Source organism: Aeromonas intestinalis, from assembly GCF_054052485.1.
This window is the reverse complement of the sequence record NZ_JBSTYK010000001.1, coordinates 40,481-60,371: the sequence shown is the minus strand read 5'-3', so window position 1 is coordinate 60,371 and position 19,891 is coordinate 40,481. Positions and strand designations below refer to the sequence as shown.

Genomic DNA, 19,891 nt, shown 5'->3' with positions numbered 1-19,891 from the left:
GAGAAGAGAGCGGCGATCAGGCCTTGATGCCGAGGGAGCGGGTCCCCGAACGGGTGTTGCCCTTGGCGTCATAGGTCAGGGAGTTGCTGTCTCTGAGCTTGCTGAGGAAGCTGGCCAGACGGCGATTGGAGATGATGCTGAGTTCGAGCAGACGACCATTGAGATCGTTTTGCTCCTGACAGGCATCCAGTTTGCTTTGCAGGGCCTGCAACTGCGCGGGGAAGGCGCTCAGTTGCTGACGCAGATCCGGCTGCTTGGCCAGGGTCTGATCCAGGGTTTCGATGGCAGCCAGCAGTTGCTGCTTGCGCTCGGCCAAGGCTGGCAGGGCCAGCGCCCTGTGCTGCTTGAGCAGATCAAATTCCTCCGCCAGCACGCCTTGCATCTGGGAGAGATGGTCGTCCTGGGCGCGCAACAGCTCGGCTAAGTCCATCATCCGAGGCGTTTATCCAGATCCGCTTCGAAGCTGAACATCTTCTTGGCGACGGCTTCGCTGTCGACCTTGTATTCACCGCTGGCGATGGCCTTCTTGAGGCTCTCGACGCGGCTCTCGTTACCGGTCGAGACGGTGTTGAGGGTTTTGCTCATCTGTTGCAATTGCTGTGCCTCGCTGGTCAAGGAGACAGAGTCAGCCTTGACGGGGGTCGCGCGGCTGCCTTCGGCCGAAGTCGTAGACTTGCTGGCGACGCTGGTTGCATTGTTTTGCAGCCGGCTGTTTGCCAAGTTGTTGATATTGTTGATAGCCATAGGGTTACCTTCGTCTGCTTTGCTGTTCGCTTATCTGGTTATCGGTGACGGCGGTCAGAACTTTAGAAAAAAAATCGGGCATTAACAAAATAATCAGAATGTGACCACCACGGAACCGACGGCATCGACCTTGCCTTGCACCTGCCTGCCCGAGCGGATGTTGACGAGCCTGATCATGTCTCCGAAGCTGCCATCTTGCAAGGCTCGGGCCATGGTTTTGATCTGCATGCTGCTGTTTTCGGCGCTAAGGGTGACCTGGTCCCCCTTGCACACCACGCAAACCTGGGTGAGGCGGATGGGCTGGCCGGGTTTGAGCTCCCGCTTGCTGCGCACCCCGATGAGGGGAGCGGTGTCGCTCAGGTAGTCGCCACGGATCAGGGTCTGATCCTGATAGGCCAGGGTCAGCATGCCCTCGCTCAGGATGTCGCCCTTGGCCACGGGGGCCGCCACGGTGACATAGGGTTTCTGGATGCTGACCCGTACCGGCAGGTAGAGATCCCAGGGCTTGTCCCCCTCGCACTTGAGATAGACGGTGGTGTTGCGGCGGATCTCTATCTTGCTGGGGAAGGAGAGGGTCAGGGCCTCTTCACAGCGGCTCAAGGGGAGGCGCTCGTCGATGGAGGCGGCAGTCACCTCGGCCTGGGCATCCAGGGGGATATCCAGCTGGCCGAGCACGAACTCCTGTGCCTGCTCCTGCAGGTATTGGGTGACCTCGGATGCCCGGGCCTGAGAGAGGCCGACAAAAGGCAGTAAGATGAGGAAAAGTCTACTAATCATTTTTGCTTGCCGGTCGATAAGCTGTTCACGTATACCACCGTAGTTAACTATGCTTGCTGCAGAATTTGGCCGCCCAGACAACAAGAGTCTGACGCACGCCAGCCTGTATGCGAAGACATATGCATGATTAATGCCAGCGTTTTTAGGGAGTGTTTATGGCGGGTATTCTCGATTCGGTCAATCAACGTACCCAGCTAGTGGGACAAAACCGGTTGGAACTGTTGTTGTTTCGTCTCAACGGACGTCAAAGATTTGGCATCAACGTCTTCAAGGTGCGTGAGGTGCTGCAGTGTCCGCCCCTGACCGTCATGCCCAAGCTGAATTCCTGCATCCGCGGGGTGGCGCACATTCGTGGCCAGACCATCTCGGTCATCGATCTCAGCATGGCGATGGGTAAACGTCCGATCCAGGATCTCTCCAAGTGCTTCATCATCATCTCCGAGTACAACCGATCCATTCAGGGGTTCCTGGTGCACTCGGTGGAGCGCATCATCAACATGAACTGGGAATCCATTCTGCCGCCCCCCAAAGGCGCCGGGCGCATCAACTACATGACGGCGGTCACCGAGGTGGACGGCGAGCTGGTGGAGATCCTGGACGTGGAGCGGATTTTGAACGAGATATCGCCGGTCTCCACCGAGGTGAGTGCCGAGCTGGTGGACGCCAGCGTGGAGCGCAATCCCCATGGCCGCCCGGTGCTGGTGGCGGACGACTCTTCGGTGGCGCGCAAGCAGGTGCAGCGGGCGCTGGAAGCCATCGGCGTGCAGTGCGTGCTGGCCAAGGATGGGCGCGAGGCCCTCAACATGCTGTTGGAGATGGCCAAGCAGGGGCCCATCCTGGATCAGATTGCCCTGGTCATCTCGGACATCGAGATGCCGGAGATGGACGGTTACACCTTCACCGCCGAGATCCGCAACAATCCCGCACTCAAGGATTTGCATGTTATTCTGCACACTTCCCTCAGTGGGGTGTTTAATCAGGCCATGGTCCAGAAGGTTGGTGCAAACAACTTCATCGCCAAGTTCCAGCCGGATGAATTGGCCAAGGCCGTACAAGGCGCACTCTAATAAAGAAGAAAAAACTGCATGAAGACACTTTCGGACGACTTATACAAACAATTCAGCAATTTTCTGGCGCAACAGAGCGGGATCGTGCTGGGTGACAACAAACAGTATCTGGTCAAGAGTCGTCTGTCGCCCTTGATGACTCAGTTTGGTATCGAGAGTCTGTCTGAACTGGTGACCCGCTCCATGGGGATCCGGGAGCGGGAGCTGAAGATGGCCGTGGTGGACGCCATGACCACCAACGAGACCCTGTGGTTTCGCGATACCTATCCGTTCCAGCTGCTCAGCGACAAGATCTTCCCGGAGCTGGGCAAGAGCGGCCGCCCCATCAAGATCTGGTCGGCCGCCTCCTCCTCCGGGCAGGAGCCCTATTCCATCGCCATGACGGCGCTGGAGCAGCAGGTGAAACGGCCGGGTACCCTGCCGGGCGGGGTGCAGATCGTCGGTACCGACATCTCCAGCACCATGCTCAACCAGTGCAAGGAGGGGGTCTATGACAGCCTGGCGCTGGCGCGCGGACTCTCACCCGAGCGCAAGCGGCTGTTCTTCGAGCCGTGCGGAGACAACAAGATGCGGGTGTCGGAGCGTGTCAGAAAATTGACCAGCTTCCGCCCCCTGAATCTGCTGGAGAGTTACAGCCTGCTCGGCAAGTTCGACATCATCTTCTGTCGCAACGTGCTCATCTACTTCGCCCCCGAGGTGAAGTCCAAGATCCTCAACCAGTTTGCCAGCAGCCTCAATCCCGGCGGCTATCTGATGCTGGGGGCCTCGGAGTCCCTGGCCGGTCTCACCGACAAGTTCGAGATGATCCGCTGCAACCCCGGCATCGTCTACAAAGTCAAATAACTCCCTTCTAATCCCTCTTTGGCACACCTCTTGCTAAACATTCGTGAAGCAGGAGGTGCGCTATGGCAATTTCATTCGACAAGGCATTCGGGGTTCACCAGTACACGCTGAGCGTTCGCGCCAAGCGTGCCGAGGTGCTGTCCAGCAACATCGCCAACGCGGATACCCCGGGTTTCAAGGCAAGAGACATCGATTTCTCCCAGGCCTTGCAGCAGGCCCAGAGCCAGCAAGGGTTCGGCCTGGCCACCACCTGCGAGAAACACTTCGCCTTGCAGATGGACGCCCCGGGCACGACCCAGTATCGCAACCCCCTGCAACCGGATACCGGAGACGGCAACACCGTGGATGTGCAGGAGGAACGTAGTGAGTTCCTGCGCAACAGCCTGGAGTACCAGGCCTCCCTCGAATTCATGAACGGCAAGATAAGCGGCCTGCTCAAGGCACTGAAAGGAGAACAGTAATGAGTTTGTTCAAGGTCTTTGACATTGCAGGCTCTGCCATGAGCGCGCAGTCCGTTCGCCTCAACACGGTGGCGAGCAACATGGCCAACGCCGACAGCGTCAGCTCCAGCGTGGAAAAAACTTACCATGCCAGGCGGCCAGTGTTTGCCGCCCAGCTGGATCAGGCCATGTCCGACAAGCAGGCCTCGGTGGGGGTGGATGTGAAGGGGATCGTCGAGAGCGATGCCCCTCTGCTCAAGGAGTACAACCCCAATCACCCCATGGCGGACAAGGATGGCTTCATCTTCAAGCCCAACGTCAACATGGTGGAGGAGATGGCGGACATGATCAACGCCTCGCGCAGCTACCAGACCAACGTCCAGGTCGCCGATGCAGCCAAGAAGATGCTGCAGCAGACCCTTGGCCTCGGCAAGTCCTGACAGGGGGAGCGATAGATGGCAGATACCTATGACAGCCTGCTCGGCGTCAATCGAACGACGGCGAACCAGACCAGCACCACCACCAGCGTTCAGAAGAAGGAGCTGGATCAGGAGTCCTTCCTCAAGCTGTTGACCATGCAGCTCTCCTATCAGGATCCGTTCAAGCCGGTGGACAACGCCCAGATGTTGTCCCAGATGACGTCCATGTCGACCTCCCAGGGGATCAGCAGCCTCTCCACCCAGATGGAGAGCCTCAACAGCCTGATGACCTCCAGCCAGGCACTGCAGGCATCGGCCCTGGTGGGCCAGAGCGTGCTGATCCCATCAAACACTGGTTACCTGGAGCAGGGCGAGAACATGACCGGTGTCATCGCCACCGGTGACGGTGCCAGCAACATCAAGGTAACGGTAAAAGACGAGAGTGGCCAGGTCATCAAGGAGTTCTCCCTTGAGGGAGACAAGAAGGGCAACGTGGCCTTCGAGTGGGATGGCAAGGACAAGGACGGCAATGAGGTCAAGAGCGGCAAGTACAGCATAGAGGCGCACGGCACCGTGGACGGCAAGTCCGAGAGCATGCCGGCTCTCACCTATGCCAAGGTGGAGAGCGTGACCCTGGGCACCAGTTCAAACCCCAGCACCCTCAAACTCAAGGGGCTGGGTGGCATCTATCTGACCGATGTATTGGAAATTGGCGGGACGAGCGGCAAGTCGACCACGACCCCTGACTCGACCTCTAACGCAGTGATCTAAGGAGATAAAGACATGTCATTCAACAATGCCCTCAGCGGCATCAATGCGGCTCAAAAAGACCTGAACGTCACCGCGAACAACATTGCCAACGTCAACACCACCGGCTTCAAGGAGTCCCGCGCCGAGTTTGCCGACGTCTATGCCAACTCCATCTTCGTCAACGCCAAGACCCAGGTCGGCAATGGGGTGGCGACCGGTGCCGTGGCCCAGCAGTTCCACCAGGGGGCGCTGCAATTTACCAACAACGCGCTGGATCTCGCCATCCAGGGCAACGGCTTCTTCGTGACCTCCGATGGCCTGACCAACCTGGATCGCACCTATACCCGCTCCGGTGCCTTCAAGCTGAACGAAAGCAGCTACATGGTCAGCAACTCCGGCGGTTATCTGCAGGGGTACGAGATCAACGCCGATGGCACCCCCAAGGCGGTGAGCATCAACGCCACCAAGCCTATCCAGATCCCGGACAAGGCCGGTGAGCCGGTACAGACCACGACGGTCGAGGCGGGCTTCAACCTGCCTTCCAGCACCAAGACTCTGATGGATGTGAACGCCTCCAAGTTCGATCCCAAGGATTCGAGCACCTACTCTTCCTCCACGTCCGTGGTGGCCTACGACTCTCTGGGTGAAGCACATACCATCACCCAGTACTTCGTGAAAGAAGCCGACCCGGCCGATCCGACCCAGGCGGCGGTACCGACCGCCTGGCGCATGTACCTCTATCAAGATGACAAGCCCATCGACATCGCCGGCGGCACCGCCACCACCATGGCGACCGGTGTCAGCCAGGCGCCCCTGAGCGCCCGCGTGACCTTCGATGCCTCCGGCAAGATGGTGACGCCGACCACACCGGCGGTCATCAAGACCGAACAACTGGGGGCGGCGGGGGCCGGTATCATCACCAATGGTGCCGATGGCACTCAGGAGATCGAGTTCAAGCTGGGCACCGTGACCCAGTACTCCTCTCCCTTCGAGGTGAGCAAGCTGACCCAGGATGGCTCCACCGTCGGTCGCCTGACCAAGGTCGAGATCGGGGCTGATGGCATCGTCTCCGCCACCTACAGCAACGCGACTACCGTCAAGGTGGCCATGGTGGCCATGGCGAAGTTTGCCAACTCCCAGGGCCTGACCCAGGTGGGTGACACCTCCTGGCGCCAGTCCCTGCTCTCCGGGGATGCTCTGCCGGGTACGCCGAATTCGGGTACCTTCGGTTCCATCAAGTCCTCGGCCCTGGAGCAGTCCAACGTGGATTTGACTACCGAGCTGGTGGATCTCATCACCGCCCAGCGCAACTTCCAGGCCAACTCCCGTTCCCTGGAAGTGAACAGCTCCCTGCAGCAGAGCATCCTGCAGATCCGCTAATCGAGTACGCGGTTGTAAAGGGGCGCTTCGGCGCCCCTTGTGTTTTCTCTTCCCCGTCTTTTACCCCCTCTTAGTGCCAATCGCGCTGCTATTGGCATCCAACTTGCAGTTGTCCCCCGAGAGTCATCAGTTTGACGGAGGATCCCATGGATCACCTGCTTTATATCGCCATGTCCGGGGCCAAGGAGAACATGAACAGCTTGGCTGTGCGTGGCAACAACCTGGCCAACGCCAACACCATCGGCTTCAAGTCTGACTTCGAGCAGGCGCGCAGCATGCAGGCGTTTGGTGAAGGGTTGCCCACGCGGGTGTTCGCCATGACGGAGAGTCCGGGTCAGAACCTGCAGCATGGTCTGCTGCAGACCACGGGTCGGGATCTTGACGTCGCCGTCGACGGTCCGGGCTGGATTGCGGTGCAGGATCCCAACGGCGGCGAGGCCTATACCCGCATGGGCAACCTGCAGTTGAACGAAGCCGGCAACCTGCAGACCTCCACCGGCCTGAACGTGGTGGATGACGCGGGCCAGCCCATCGTGCTGCCGCTGCCCATGGAGAAGATTGAGATCAACCGGGACGGCACCATCAGCGGTCGCCCGGAAGGGGCCGCCCCCAACCTGCCGGAAGATTTCCAGCGCATCAAGCTGGTCAATCCGCCGGCCGATGCGGTGGCCAAGGGGCAGGATGGCCTGTTCCGTCGCAAGGATGGCCAGACTGAACCGGCCTCCGCCAATGTCGGCCTGCTGGCGGGCTCCCTCGAGGGGAGCAACGTCAACGTGGTCGACGAGATGACCAATCTCATTCGCTTGCAACGTCAGTTCGAAACTCAGGTCAAGATCATGAAGACCGCCGAGGAGAATGACGAGGCCCAAACCCAGCTGCTGCGTATCAGCTAATCAAGGAGCATTAAATGAATCCTGCACTCTGGATCAGCAAGACCGGCCTCGATGCCCAGCAGACCAACATCTCGGTCACCTCGAACAACCTGGCGAACGCCAGCACCGTGGGCTACAAGAAGGCTCGCGCCATCTTCGAGGATCTGCTCTATCAGAACATCAACCAGCCGGGTGGCCGCTCTTCGGCCGACACCGAGCTGCCTTCCGGCCTGATGCTGGGGGCGGGGGCCAAGGTGGTCGCCACCCAGAAGAACCACAGCCAGGGCAACGTGCAGACCACGGACAACTCCCTGGATCTGATGATTAGCGGGCGCGGTTATTTCGAAATCCAGCTGCCGGATGGCAGTGCCGCCTATACCCGCAACGGCCAGTTCACCCTCAATGACGAGGGCACCATCGTCACCCCGGGCAACGGTTATCCGCTGCAGCCGGAGATCCAGATCCCCGAGAACGCCCAGAGCGTGACCGTGGGCGAAGATGGCCAGGTGTCGGTGCAGCTCAAGGGCGATGGCCAGTCCCAGGTGGTCGGTCAGATCAACACCACGGACTTCGTCAACCCCACCGGCCTGCAGCCCATGGGGGAGAACCTCTTCGTCGAGACCCAGTCCAGTGGCGCTCCCATCCAGGGGACCGCCGGTGCGGACGGCCTCGGGGTCATCAAGCAGGGCATGCTGGAGACCTCCAACGTCAACGTGACCGAGGAGCTGGTCAACCTCATCCAGGCCCAGCGGGTCTATGAGATGAACTCCAAGGTCATCTCGGCGGTGGACTCCATGATGTCCTTCCTGACCCAGCGGACCTAAGGGAAGGCAACGTGACAAAAAGACTGTCTTGGCAACGCTTGGCGGTGGAGGTCCTCGTGTCCTTCCTGACCCAGCGCACCTGATGTAGGAGACCCATGATGAAAGCCATATGGATGCTGGGCCTGCTGACGCTGGCCGGCTGCACCAGTACCCCCAACACCGCCAGACCCGATGATCCGGAGTTTGCCCCCGTCTACGGCGAATCGGAGCCGGTGTCGGTGCGTCCCACCGGTGCCATTTTCCAGCCCGAGCAGGTCAACGGCATCTACTCGGACATCAAGGCCCACAAGATAGGTGACATCATCACCATCGAACTGGCGGAGTCCACCTCGGCTTCCAAGAAGGCCAACACCCAGAGTGGCAAGGACAACAGCTTCGACCTGTCACCGGTCAGCCTCGGGGGAGTGCCGGTGACCGCCAGCCCCTACAACCTGTCGGCCTCCGTGGATCAGAGCAGCGCCTTCAAGGGGCAGGCCAAGGCGGATCAGAGCAACAGCCTGCAGGGCAACATCTCGGTCAGCGTGGTCAAGGTGTTGCCGAACGGCAACCTTCTGGTGCGCGGCGAGAAGTGGATCATGCTCAACAACGGCAACGAATATATCCGCATCACCGGCCTGGTGCGCCCGGAGGACGTCACCTCCGAGAACAGCGTGTCGTCCCAGCGGGTCGCCAACGCGCGTATCCACTACGGTGGCACCGGCGATCTGGCCAACACCCAGGAACAGGGCTGGCTCACCAGCTTCTTCAACGGCCCCTGGTGGCCCATCTAGCAATCAGGGGTTTAGGAGCTCTCATGAATCGACTTCGTCTGCTCGCCTTGCTGTGCTGCTGCCTGCCACTTGGGCTGGCACACGCCTCGCGCATCAAGGATCTCACCTCGGTGGAAGGGGTGCGCAGCAACCAGCTGATCGGCTACGGCCTGGTGGTGGGCTTGCCCGGCACGGGGGAGAAGAACAACGCCTTCACCGAGCAGACCTTCAGAACCATGCTCAACAACTTCGGCATCAAGGTGCCGGATAACATCAAGCCGAAGATCAAGGACGTGGCGCCGGTGGCCATCCATGCGGATCTGCCGGCCTTCTCCAAGCCGGGCCAGACCATAGACGTCACCGTCTCCGCCATCGGCGAGGCGAAGAGCCTGCGCGGCGGCACCCTGCTGCAGACCTTCCTGAAAGGGCTGGACGGCCGCGTCTATGCCGTCGCTCAGGGCAGCCTGGTGGTGGGGGGCCTCGGGGCCGAGGGGGCGGACGGCTCCAAGGTGGTGGTCAATACCCCGACCGTGGGACGCATCGCCAACGGCGCCACCGTGGAGCGTGAGGTGCCGAACTCCTTCAGCCAGGGTGACACCATCACCTTCAACCTGAACCGACCGGACTTCACCACCGCCAGGCGGGTGGCCGACGTGGTCAACGATCTGGTGGGCCCCAACACGGCCCAGGCGCTGGATGCCACCTCCATCAAGGTGTTTGCGCCCCGGGATCCGGGTCAGCGGGTCTCCTATCTCTCCACCATCGAGAACCTGGAAGTGGATCCGGCGAGCGAATCCGCCAAGATCATCGTGAACTCGCGCACCGGCACCATCGTCATCGGCAGCGAGGTCAAACTGCGGCCGGCGGCCATCAGTCACGGTGGCCTGACGGTCACCATCGCCGAGAATCAGCAGGTCTCCCAACCCAATCCGCTGGCCGGTGGTCAGACGGCGATCACCAACAACTCCACCATCAACGTGCAGCAGGATCCGGGTCGGATGTTCAAGCTCGACACCGGCGCGACCCTGGACGATCTGGTGCGGGCGGTGAATCAGGTAGGGGTGGCCCCTGGCGATCTGATGGCCATCCTGGAGGCCCTGCAGCAGGCGGGCGCCATCCAGGGTCAGTTGGTGATCCTGTAAATGGGTGTTTGTGTCGAGGCGGTGATGCGAAGCCTGGTCACTCGGCGGGAGGCCATCTGGTCGACGCCGGGCGGCAAAGGCTTGCCACGGGCGGCAACGAGGTAGGTATGGCAGAGTTCGACACCCAGAGCGGGATCAACCTTGGCATGGTGCAGGACGTCCAGAACCTGGACAAGCTGCGCCGGATGAGCCAGAGCAAGGAGGGCAAGGGAGAGGCGCTGATGGCGGCGGCTCGCCAGTTCGAGTCCATCTTCACCCAGACCCTGTTCAAGGGGATGCGCCAGGCCAACGCCGTGCTGACCGAAGGCAATCCCATGAACAGCAGCTACACCCAGTTCTACGAGGGGATGCTGGATGAACAGCGGGTCGCCGACATGTCGAGCAAGGGGGGCCTTGGCATCGCCGAGATGGTGGCCAAACAGCTGGCCCCGGAGCAGAAGACCTTTACCCACAACGATGGCCGGGTACTCAGGCTGCCGGAGCGCACCGAGCGGGTCTACAAACCCTACCAGCCCCCCACCTCGGCACCGAACGATCTGATTGCGGCCTCAAAAGTTGGCAAAGATTTTGCTGATAACGAGATGGGGGGGAGCCAATCGACGGCCACTTCCCACCGTCGCCGTGCCATTCCCCCCATGGGACCGGCACAAGGCATCGCCGCCGGACACAGCAGAACATTGGACAAGACGGCACTGGTGTTCGACAGCCCGGAAGAGTTCGTGGACAGGCTGATGCCGCTCGCCAAGAAGGCGGCGGACAAGCTGGGGCTGAGCCCGGCGGTGCTGGTGGCCCAGGCGGCCCTCGAGAGCGGCTGGGGCAAGCGGGTGATCAAGGACGGGGAGGGGCAGATAACCCACAACCTGTTTGGCATCAAGGCCGATCCCCGCTGGGATGGCCCCAAGGCGGTGGTGAGTACCCTGGAATACGAACAAGGGGTGGCCTCACGCCAGAAGGCGGCGTTTCGCTCTTACGAGTCGTTCGAGGAGAGCTTCAACGACTACGTGGATTTCCTCACCTCGGGCACCCGTTACAAGGGGGCATTGGCCAAGGTGGACAGTCCGGATCGCTACTTCGAGGCGCTGCAACAGGCCGGTTATGCCACCGACCCCCAGTATGCCAGCAAACTGAAACAGGTATTGCGCAGTGACGCCATCGCCGGCTACTCCGCAACCGGCAACACAGAGATGGAGCTGTAAGCTATGGCAAGCGATCTGCTTGGAATTGGAACCTCGGGTGTGATGGCCCAGCAGCGACTGCTGCAGACCACCAGTAACAACATCGTCAACGTCAATAGCCAGGGCTATGTACGTGAACGCACCCTGGTGTATACCAACTCCGTCGGATTGGGGACGGGCGACATGGTGACCCAGCGGGTCATCAACAGTTATGCCCAGGGGGAGGTGCGTCGTGACACCTCCGCCTACCATGCCTCCGGCAATCGCTACGATCAGCTGTTCCAGCTCGACAGCCTGCTGGGTGACAGCAGCAACAGCGTGGGCACCACCATCACTTCCTATTTCAAGGCCTTCCACACCGCCAACGAGTCGCCCGCCGAGATCGGGGGTCGCAAGACCACCCTGAGTGAACTCAATGGCATGGTGAACCGCTATCACACCCTCTCCGCCCAGCTCGACAAGCAGTCGGACACCATCAACGCCACCATTGGCGATGAGACCGACAGGGTCAACAGTCTGCTCCAGAGCATCAACGATCTGAACCAGGCCATCATCCGCACCCAGGGGACGCCGGAAGAGAGTCTGATGCTGTTCGATCAGCGGGATGAGGCGGTGCGCCAGCTCTCCGAGAAGATGGAGATCCGCACCGTCACCCAGCCCAACGGCAGCATGCTGGTGAACATGAGCACGGGCCACTCCCTGGTGCTGGATGGCGGAGTAGCACAATTCAAGGTAGTGGCGGGCAACCCCGACTCCCGGGACTCGACCCTGCAACTCACCCTCGGCACCAACAAGGCCGACATCAACGATCAGGACATCGGTGGCGGCATCGGCGGCCTCTTTGCCGCTCGCCGGGATCTGGAACCCTCCAAGCGGGAGTTGGGGCAGCTGGCCGTCGCCATGGCGGATGCCATGAACCAGCAGAACCGGTTGGGGATGGATCTGGACAACGAGATTGGCGGGGATCTCTTCACCCTCGCGGCCAGCAAGGGCCTGCCCTATGGCAGCAACACCGGCAGCGGCGCCGCCAGCGTCAGCTTCGTGCCCGGCAAGGGGACCGAGGTGACCACCTTCGATTACGAGGTGAAGTTCAGCAGTGCCACCGGTTATGAGGTATTCGCCATCGATGGCAGCGGCAACCGTACCTCTCTCATGACGGGCACCACGCCGCCCGCCAAGGTGGGCGTGGCGGGACACGGCATCGAGATCGATCTTTCCGGTACCCCGGCGGCAGGGGACAAGATCCTGTTGCAGCCGACCAAGTATGCCGCCGCAGGACTCGAAGCCGCCATCACGCGCCCGGAGGATATCGCACTGGCATCCCCCATCAAGGCAGATAAAAATTCTCAGAATATCGGCTCCGGTGAAATAAAAATGACCGGTGTCTACAACACGGGGACGGGCTCGGGGTTTGGTACCAACAGCCTGGATCCCGCGGCGCCCCAGGTGGTCAAGATAGACAACAGCGGCAACTACGAGGTCTATGCGGCGGACGGCACCACCCTCATCGGGGTGGCACCGGCTTCGAGCAAGGGACAGAACCTGATGGCCGCCCTCGAGAGCCCGCTGGGAGGCCCCAAGGTGTATGCCGATCCCAAGACGGCGCCGGGTTATGACGTCAGCATCACCGGCAAGGTGGAGGCCAAGGACAGCTTCCATCTGAGCTACAACAAGGACGGTTTCGCCGACAACGCCAATGGCCTGGCCCTGGCGGAGCTGCAAAACAAGGAGCTGGTGCGCAAGAACAACAATGCCGCCACCAGCAACGACAAGATGACCTTCAACGATGCCTACAGCGCCCTGGTGACCGGGGTGGGCAACAAGACCAGCCAGGCCAAGACGCTGTTGCAGGCCAACGAGGCCAAATTGACCCAGAGCACCGGCATCTACGAGAGCGTCTCCGGGGTCAATCTGGAGGAAGAGGCGGCCAACCTCATCCGCTTCCAGCAGTCCTATGCCGCCTCGGCCCAGATCGTCAACACCGCCAAGACCATCTTCGATACCCTGCTGTCGTCCGTGAGGTAATCCATGCGCATCACCACCAACATGATCTACGACCGCAACCTGGCCACCATGAGCAAGGTCAGCGAGCGCCAGAACACGGCTTACAACCAGCTGATGACAGGGGACAAGTTCACCCGGGCGGGGGAAGATCCCTCCGGCATGAGCCAGAAGCTGGCCCTGACCAAGGAGATCGACCTGTTCAAGCAGTACAGTGTCAACGGCAGCCTGCTGGAGAACAGCCTGGGCCACGAAGACACAGTGCTATCCTCCATCAACACCGCCATGCTGAGCGCCAAGACCCTGATCCAGAAGGCGAACAGCTCTGCCATGGGCAGCGAGGAGCGCAGCGCCATCGCAAGCGAACTGGAGGGGCTGCAAAAGCAGATGTTCGATCTGATGAACAGCAAGAACTCCCAGGGGGAGTTCATCTTCGGCGGCAATCAGAGCAAGACCCAGCCCTTCGTCAAGGACGCGAGCGGCAACTATGTGTTCCAGGGGGACACGGGCCAGCGCAGCATCCAGGTCTCGCCGACCGTGCAGATCCCGGCCAACGATTCGGGCTTCGATCTGTTCGAGATGGTGGCGACCCGGCGCACCGCCAGCGCCACCAGCGGCAACATCAAGGTGGGGGTGGGGGATCAGGGCAACTTCGAGAGTTTCTATCGCAACAACTACGACTCCGCACTGCCCAGCAACGAATTCACCGTGAGCACCCTGGCGGGCCCGCCGGATACCTACGAGATCAAGGACAGCGGCGGTACCGTGGTGCAAAGTGGCGACTACAGCGCGGGCAACAAGATTGCCTTCAACGGGTTGGAGCTGACCCTGGACTTGCCGGCGGGCAGCGCGGATCAGACCTTTGCCCTCGATGCCCCCAAGAACGACAACATACTCAATGGCATGTCCGACTTCATCTCGGCCTTGCGCGACCCCAACATCTCGGCGGATGACTTCCAGCTGGCGGTGGCCGACGCCACCACCCACATGGACAACGCCAGAACCAAGGTCGATCGAAGTCAGGGGGACGTGGGCAGCCGGCTCAACAGCCTGGAACAGGTGATGAGCTCGAACGATGGTCTCAGCACCCTGAACCAGCAGGCGCGGGCCAAGGTCTCCGAGGCGGACATGTACGAGGTGATCGCGGCGCTGTCGAAGGAAGACGCCGCCATGAGCGCCTCCCAGCTCGCCTTCAGCAAGATAAGCAAGCTGACCCTGTTCGACTATATCCGCTGATCTCCGCTCGTTGACCGTGACTCCCCCGTGGCCCTGGCCCGGGGGAGTCGTCATTTCAGGGCCCTTTATTTCAAGGCCCTCTCGGCCAATTTGTAACAACCCGTTGCAAGGAGCCACGGCGCCTTGACTCCCGGTCGCGCCTCGCCGATGATGCCGCCCGCATGGCCCAGGGCCCTGCATCTATTCGCAGCATCTCGTTAGGCGAGGCTCCTGCATAAACACAGGCCACTGATCTCACGACGTCCAGAGACGCCCAAGATCAGGACAGTTTTCATCGGATTAAGGTGTCAACCCAAGTGGCTTCCGGCGTGCCGGATACGTTATGCAGTGCTAAAGCTGGTACGTGGGGATGAAGACACGCCGGACGGCGTCATTTCCTGCCTGTTACTCGTCAATCAAATTGCTGTTTTCTTGCAAGCGGCGGCCGCGGTTCATCGGCTGCTTCCGGGCTTGCCCCGGGATCACATGAGGACATCTGTGATGAAGAAAACACACCACCTGCTCAACCGTCATCAACTGCTCGACCTGGCTGCCCTGCAGGGCTGGCTCGCCCGTACCCTGGATCCGGTCCAGCGGGCCGACCAACTGCTGACCCTGCGTCCGGAAGAGCTCAACTGCATCTTCGACACCCTGCCTGCTCCGCAAGGGAGTGAGCTGCTCGTCTCCCTGCCACCGGATGGGGCCGCCAGGCTGCTGCTGCGCCTGCACGCCAGCATACTCGGTGTGCTGCAGGGGGCCATGCCGCGGCGCGAGCTGCTCGGTATCCTGCGCAAGCTCGATGAGAGCGAGCGCCGCAAACTGCTCGCCTGCCTCCCCGAACCGGCGCAGTCGGGGCTATCCACCCTGCTGGAGTGGCCGAGCGAATCGGTCGGGGCCAACATGCGTCACGAGTTCGTCGCCATCCATGAGGGGGAGACGGTGGCGATCGCCAAGCAGCGGATCCACGATGCCTGGGACAAGGGGTTGCCGTTCCAGCAGCTTTACGTGGTCAGCGGTGATCAGCGCCTGCTCGGCAGCGTCACCCTCAAGTCCTTGCTCATCGCCGACCCTCAGCGGCCGGTGAGCGAGCTGATGGACAGGGAGGCGGTGCGCATCGATGCCCGTGCGGATCAGGAGCTGGCGGCCCGTCTGCTCATCGATCGCGACATCTCGACCCTGCCGGTGGAGGACAGGGGACGGCTGGTTGGGGTCTTCCACGTGGACGACGCCGCCGACATCCTGGAACTCGAATCCACCGAGGATGCGGAGCTGCAAGGGGGTTCGTCACCGCTGGATACCCCCTATCTGCAGGCGACGCCCTGGCAACTGTGGCGCAAGCGGGTGGGCTGGCTGCTCGTCCTGTTCGTAGCCGAGGCCTACACCGGCACCGTGCTGCGGGCCTTCGAGGAGCAGTTGGAAGCGGCCATCGCCCTGGCCTTCTTCATCCCGCTGCTCATCGGTACCGGCGGCAACAGCGGCACCCAGATCACCACCACCATAGTGCGTGCCATGGCGGTGGGGGAGGTGAGCATGAGAAACCTCGGCACCGTGCTCAAGAAGGAGCTATCCACCGGTCTGCTCATCTCCATGGCCATCGCCCTGGCGGCCTGGGTGCGGGCCTGGAGCCTGGGAGTGGGCCCCGAGATCGGCATGGTGGTGACCCTGACCATCATCGCCATCGTGCTCTGGAGCGCCACCGTCGCCTCCGTGATCCCCATGGTACTACGCCGCTTCAGGATAGATCCGGCGGTGGTCTCAGCCCCCTTCATCTCCACCCTGGTGGACGGCACCGGCCTCATCATCTACTTCGAAATTGCCAAGTGGCTGCTGCCGGAGCTGCACTGAGCAGACAAGAAAACCCTGCATAAGCAAAGAGGCAGCCACCGGGCTGCCTCTTTTGCATCAAGGAAGGGGCGCTAGCTCAGTTGAAACAGCAGGGGCCAGCCCTGCTCCTGACAGTAACGGTGTTCCTTCTCCAGATTCTGCATCAGCAGGCGGTTATCCTCGCACCACTCGGTCGGGAGGGTGACCACCAGCTGATCCCCGGCGGCGACCACCCTCAACGGCGGCAGCAGATTGTCCTGGCGTCGGTGGTGGGCCGCCACCGCGAGGCGCAGGATGCGGATGCAGCGCAGCACCGTCTGCTCATCGTGGTTGGGCAGGGCGGGCAGTTCGGCGAGCTTGAGCCCCTTGCGCTGGAAGCGCACCAGGGCCGCCAGCAGGGCCTGATCGTCCTGGTTGAAGCCGGGCAGGTCGGTGTTTTGCAAAATGTAGGCGGAGTGCTTGTGGATGCCGCTGTAGTTGATGGCAAGGCCAATCTCGTGCAGCCGCGCCGCCCAGCCGAGGATGGCGCGATAGGGCTCGATGGGCATCTGCCAGGGATCGCTCAGGGCATCGAACAGGGCCAGCACGCTCTGTTCGACCCGGGCCGCCTGGCGCTTGTCGATGCGGTAGTGGCTGATGAGGGCAAGGGCGGTGCGCTCGCGGATGTCGTGGTGCTGCAGCCGCTCCTCGAACTCGTACAGCAGCCCTTCACGCAGGGCGCCGTCGGAGTACTCCATCCGCTCGATGGGCAGGGAGGTGAAGAGCCCGATCAGGATGGCGACCGCGGCGGCGAACACCCCCTGGCGCTCTTCGGTGAGACCCGCGAGTTTGAGCTGCTCGACCTTCTTGTGCTTGAGCATCTCGGTCTTGAGCTGCTCGAGCCCCGCCAGCGTGATTCTGCCGTCGGTCCACTCTTCCCCCTGCAAGACGTCCCGCACGGTGCGAATGGAGCCCGAGCTGCCGAGGCAGCTCTGCCAGCCGAGCTTGCGGTACTGGTTGATGATGGGGGCGAGCTGGTGCTGGGCCTCCAGCACGGCGGCGTTGAAGGCCTTCTCGCTCAGCTTGCCGTTGCCAAAGAAGCTCTGGGTGAAGCTGACGCAGCCCATCTTGCGGCTGGTGAGGGCCTTGTGTTCGAACCCTTCGCCGATGATGAGCTCGGTGCTGCCACCGCCGATGTCCACCACCAGCACCTGGCCTTCGATGTGCTGGGTGTGCGCCACCCCCTGATAGATGAGACGGGCCTCTTCCTGGCCGCTGATGATCTCGACCGGGTGATTGAGCACCAGGGCGGCCTCGCGCACGAAGTCACGGGCGTTGCTGGCGCGGCGCAGGGTGTAGGTGCCGGCGATGCGGATCTGATCCGGCTTGATGTTGGTGAGGCGCTCGGCGAAGAGGCCAAGGCAGTCGAGGCCGCGGGCCATGGCTTCCTCGGACATGCGGCGCTGCTCGTCCATGCCCTCCGCCAGGCGGACCCGCTCCTTGATGCGATCGACGATCTGCATCCGCCCCTCGGCGAGGCGGGCGATGACCATGTGAAAGCTGTTGGAGCCCAGGTCGACAGCGGCGTACAGACTATTGTCCATGGTTTGACTCTATGCGTTTGAGATAATCGTAAATCGCCACCTGGGAGCGCACCTTGCGGCGGTTGCCCCGCTTCACGTACTGGTTGCTCTGATCCGCGTCGATGACGCGGGCCTTGCAGGTGTCGCCGAGCTGCAACTGGAGAATGTCCAGGATCCGCTGCTTGAGGCGCTCGTCGTAGATGGGGGTACCCACCTCGATGCGGCCGTCGATATTGCGGCTCATCCAGTCGGCGCTGGAGATGAACAGCTGGGGGTTGCCCTTGTTGTGGAACACCATGACGCGGGGGTGCTCGAGGAAGCGGTCGATGATGCTGATGACCTGGATGTTCTCGCTCAGGCCCGGCACGCCGGGGCGCAGGGCGCACATGCCGCGGATGATCATCTGGATGGGCACCCCGGCCTGACCGGCCGCGTAGAGGCGGTTGATGAGATCCTTGTCCACCAGGTTGTTGATCTTGAGGGTGATGCCGCTTGGCTGCCCCGCCTTGGCGTTGGCCAGCTCGTTGTCGATGAGGCGATAGAGCTGACGACGGCTGTTGATGGGGGAGACCAGCAGGTGGTTGAACTTGTAGCGCCGGTAGGGGTACTCGATGTACTCGAACACCCCCTCCACCTCGGCGGTGATGTCCGGGTGGCGGGTCAGCAGGGAGAAGTCGGTGTAGATCTTGGCGGTCTTCTCGTTGAAGTTGCCGGTGCCGATGTGGGCGTAGCGCACCGCCTCGCCGTGTTCGTGGCGGGTGATGAGGCAGAGCTTGGAGTGGATCTTGAGGCTCGGCACCCCGAACACCACCTTGACCCCCGCATCGGTGAGGATGTTGGCCCAGTCGATGTTGGCCGCTTCGTCGAAGCGGGCGCGCAGCTCCACCACCACGGTCACCTTCTTGCCGTTGTTGGCGGCGTCGATGAGGGAGTGAATGATGCGCGACTTCTTGGCGACCCGGTAAATATTGATGCGTATGGCGCTTACTGCCGGGTCAAACGCTGCCTGACGCACCAATTCCGTGAAGTGATGGAACTTGTGATAGGGGTAATACAGCAGAATATCCTGCTTGGCGATGGCGTCGAAGGCGTTGACGAAGCCGTCGAAGTCGCGGCAATCCAGCGCCGGCAGCTTGGGGTTTTCGAGATAATCCCGGCCCACGTTGGGGAAGCCGATGAAGTCCTTGAAGTTGTGATAACGACCGCCGGGCATGATGGCGTCGTATGAGCTTATCTGCAGCTTGAGTTTGAGGAAGCTTATCATGGCGGCGGGCATCTCCCGCTCGTAGACGAAGCGCACCGGCATGGCGGTGAGGCGCTGCTTCAAGCCATCACTCATCTTGTCCACCAGGCTGAGGTCCAGCTGGTCGGAGAGATCGTATTCCGCGTCCCGGGTCAGCTTGACCGCGTAGGCCGCGATTTCGTCGTAGTCGAAGAAGCCCTTGAAGATCTCGTCAAGACAGAAGCGGATGACGTTGTCGAGGATGATGATCTGCTTCTTGCGGCGGGTGCCTTCCGGCGGCAGCTGGAAGAAGCGGGGCAGATCGTCGGTCGGCACTTCCACCAGGGCGTACTGGATCACCTGGCCGTTCTTCTTCATTTCGACGGCGAGGTAGGTGTGCTCGTCTTTCAGGAACTTGACCGGGTTCACTTCCTTGTTCAGCAGGATGGGGATGATGTGGCGCAGCACCTTCTCCTTGAAGAAGACCCGCAACCACTGCTGAATGGCATCGGAGAGCTGGTTCTCGTTGACCAGGAAGATGTTGTGGCGGGCGAGGGCGATCAGCAGTTCCTTGTAGGTGTTGTCGAACGCCTCGCCAAGGGCCATCACCTTCTGCTGGATGGCCCGCAGCAACACCTTGGCCTCGTCGTCACCGCCGTGCACCTCGTTGATGAGAATGCGGCGCTTGACGTCCGAGACCCTGACCTTGAAGAACTCGTCCTGGTTGGAGGAAAAGATCCCGAGGAAGCGAACCCGCTCGATGAGGGGGACCGTCTTGTCCATCGCCTCTTGCAACACCCGTTCATTGAATGAGAGCCAACTCAGCTCTTTCTCTTCATACTGCTTGTCGGTGCTCATATATGCCTCTGTGATCCGGTTGCATCT

19 protein-coding genes and 1 riboswitch are annotated in these 19,891 nt (G+C 61.4%); of the genes, 14 read left to right on the top strand and 5 right to left on the bottom strand.

Annotated features, from left to right (window positions below):
- Positions 1-16: 16 nt before the first annotated feature.
- The 3 genes from ACW5W7_RS00275 to flgA all read right to left on the bottom strand — a co-directional run bounded on the left by ACW5W7_RS00275 (position 17) and on the right by flgA (position 1,443).
- A complete protein-coding gene (locus ACW5W7_RS00275) occupies positions 17-433 on the bottom strand; it encodes a flagella synthesis protein FlgN (RefSeq protein ID WP_349918496.1) in 417 nt (138 codons plus the stop codon).
- Positions 430-744: a flagellar biosynthesis anti-sigma factor FlgM gene (gene flgM / locus ACW5W7_RS00270; protein WP_349918495.1), complete on the bottom strand. Its 315-nt coding sequence runs from the start codon at positions 742-744 to the stop codon at positions 430-432. The genes ACW5W7_RS00275 and flgM overlap by 4 nt, the downstream gene beginning before the upstream one ends.
- Before the next feature lie 93 nt (positions 745-837).
- The gene (flgA, locus tag ACW5W7_RS00265; protein ID WP_349922492.1) at positions 838-1,443 is read right to left on the bottom strand and encodes a flagellar basal body P-ring formation chaperone FlgA; all 606 of its coding nucleotides are present in this window, start codon (positions 1,441-1,443) and stop codon (positions 838-840) included.
- Positions 1,444-1,676: 233 nt separating this feature from the next.
- Between flgA and ACW5W7_RS00260 the strand changes: the two genes are divergently transcribed.
- The 14 genes from ACW5W7_RS00260 (at position 1,677) to mgtE (ending at position 16,243) form a co-directional block, all read left to right on the top strand.
- Positions 1,677-2,588 carry a chemotaxis protein CheV gene (locus ACW5W7_RS00260; RefSeq protein ID WP_349918494.1) on the top strand — a complete coding sequence of 304 codons (912 nt, stop codon included), beginning with the start codon at positions 1,677-1,679 and terminating at the stop codon, positions 2,586-2,588.
- Between the two features lie 18 nt (positions 2,589-2,606).
- Positions 2,607-3,431 carry a CheR family methyltransferase gene (locus ACW5W7_RS00255; protein ID WP_349918493.1) on the top strand — a complete coding sequence of 275 codons (825 nt, stop codon included), beginning with the start codon at positions 2,607-2,609 and terminating at the stop codon, positions 3,429-3,431.
- A 62-nt stretch (positions 3,432-3,493) separates the two neighbouring features.
- The gene (gene flgB, locus ACW5W7_RS00250; protein WP_456500359.1) at positions 3,494-3,892 is read left to right on the top strand and encodes a flagellar basal body rod protein FlgB; all 399 of its coding nucleotides are present in this window, start codon (positions 3,494-3,496) and stop codon (positions 3,890-3,892) included.
- Complete coding sequence (flgC, locus tag ACW5W7_RS00245; RefSeq protein ID WP_349918491.1) at positions 3,892-4,311, top strand: flagellar basal body rod protein FlgC; 420 nt, start codon at positions 3,892-3,894, stop codon at positions 4,309-4,311. Before flgB ends, flgC begins: the two co-directional genes overlap by 1 nt.
- 15 nt (positions 4,312-4,326) lie before the next feature.
- Entirely contained in the window at positions 4,327-5,061 is a 735-nt protein-coding gene (locus ACW5W7_RS00240) for a flagellar hook assembly protein FlgD (RefSeq protein WP_456500358.1), read from the top strand.
- A 12-nt stretch (positions 5,062-5,073) separates the two neighbouring features.
- Complete coding sequence (flgE, locus tag ACW5W7_RS00235) at positions 5,074-6,420, top strand: flagellar hook protein FlgE (RefSeq protein WP_349918487.1); 1,347 nt, start codon at positions 5,074-5,076, stop codon at positions 6,418-6,420.
- 146 nt (positions 6,421-6,566) lie between these two features.
- Positions 6,567-7,313, top strand: a complete 747-nt coding sequence (gene flgF / locus ACW5W7_RS00230; RefSeq protein ID WP_434663050.1) for a flagellar basal-body rod protein FlgF — start codon at positions 6,567-6,569, stop codon at positions 7,311-7,313.
- A gap of 14 nt (positions 7,314-7,327) precedes the next feature.
- Positions 7,328-8,116 carry a flagellar basal-body rod protein FlgG gene (flgG, locus tag ACW5W7_RS00225; protein WP_100859248.1) on the top strand — a complete coding sequence of 263 codons (789 nt, stop codon included), beginning with the start codon at positions 7,328-7,330 and terminating at the stop codon, positions 8,114-8,116.
- Positions 8,117-8,214: 98 nt separating this feature from the next.
- Positions 8,215-8,886, top strand: coding sequence for a flagellar basal body L-ring protein FlgH (gene flgH, locus ACW5W7_RS00220; protein WP_349922491.1), 672 nt, complete (start codon positions 8,215-8,217; stop codon positions 8,884-8,886).
- Between the two features lie 23 nt (positions 8,887-8,909).
- On the top strand, positions 8,910-10,007 hold the full coding sequence (locus tag ACW5W7_RS00215) for a flagellar basal body P-ring protein FlgI (RefSeq protein ID WP_349918484.1): 1,098 nt from the start codon (positions 8,910-8,912) through the stop codon (positions 10,005-10,007).
- A 107-nt stretch (positions 10,008-10,114) separates the two neighbouring features.
- Positions 10,115-11,203, top strand: coding sequence for a flagellar assembly peptidoglycan hydrolase FlgJ (gene flgJ, locus ACW5W7_RS00210; RefSeq protein WP_434663049.1), 1,089 nt, complete (start codon positions 10,115-10,117; stop codon positions 11,201-11,203).
- A 3-nt stretch (positions 11,204-11,206) separates the two neighbouring features.
- A complete protein-coding gene (locus ACW5W7_RS00205) occupies positions 11,207-13,207 on the top strand; it encodes a FlgK family flagellar hook-associated protein (protein WP_349918482.1) in 2,001 nt (666 codons plus the stop codon).
- A gap of 3 nt (positions 13,208-13,210) precedes the next feature.
- Complete coding sequence (gene flgL / locus ACW5W7_RS00200; protein ID WP_456500357.1) at positions 13,211-14,419, top strand: flagellar hook-associated protein FlgL; 1,209 nt, start codon at positions 13,211-13,213, stop codon at positions 14,417-14,419.
- A gap of 186 nt (positions 14,420-14,605) precedes the next feature.
- Positions 14,606-14,775: riboswitch (M-box (ykoK) riboswitch) on the top strand.
- A gap of 124 nt (positions 14,776-14,899) precedes the next feature.
- Positions 14,900-16,243: a magnesium transporter gene (gene mgtE, locus ACW5W7_RS00195; RefSeq protein ID WP_349918479.1), complete on the top strand. Its 1,344-nt coding sequence runs from the start codon at positions 14,900-14,902 to the stop codon at positions 16,241-16,243.
- A 71-nt stretch (positions 16,244-16,314) separates the two neighbouring features.
- Here the strand turns inward: mgtE and ppx are convergent, their stop codons facing one another.
- Positions 16,315-17,805 (bottom strand): exopolyphosphatase, encoded by a 1,491-nt coding sequence (gene ppx / locus ACW5W7_RS00190; RefSeq protein ID WP_456500356.1) that lies wholly within the window; start codon positions 17,803-17,805, stop codon positions 16,315-16,317.
- Positions 17,795-19,864: a polyphosphate kinase 1 gene (ppk1, locus tag ACW5W7_RS00185; RefSeq protein ID WP_434663042.1), complete on the bottom strand. Its 2,070-nt coding sequence runs from the start codon at positions 19,862-19,864 to the stop codon at positions 17,795-17,797. Before ppk1 ends, ppx begins: the two co-directional genes overlap by 11 nt.
- Positions 19,865-19,891: the final 27 nt, after the last annotated feature.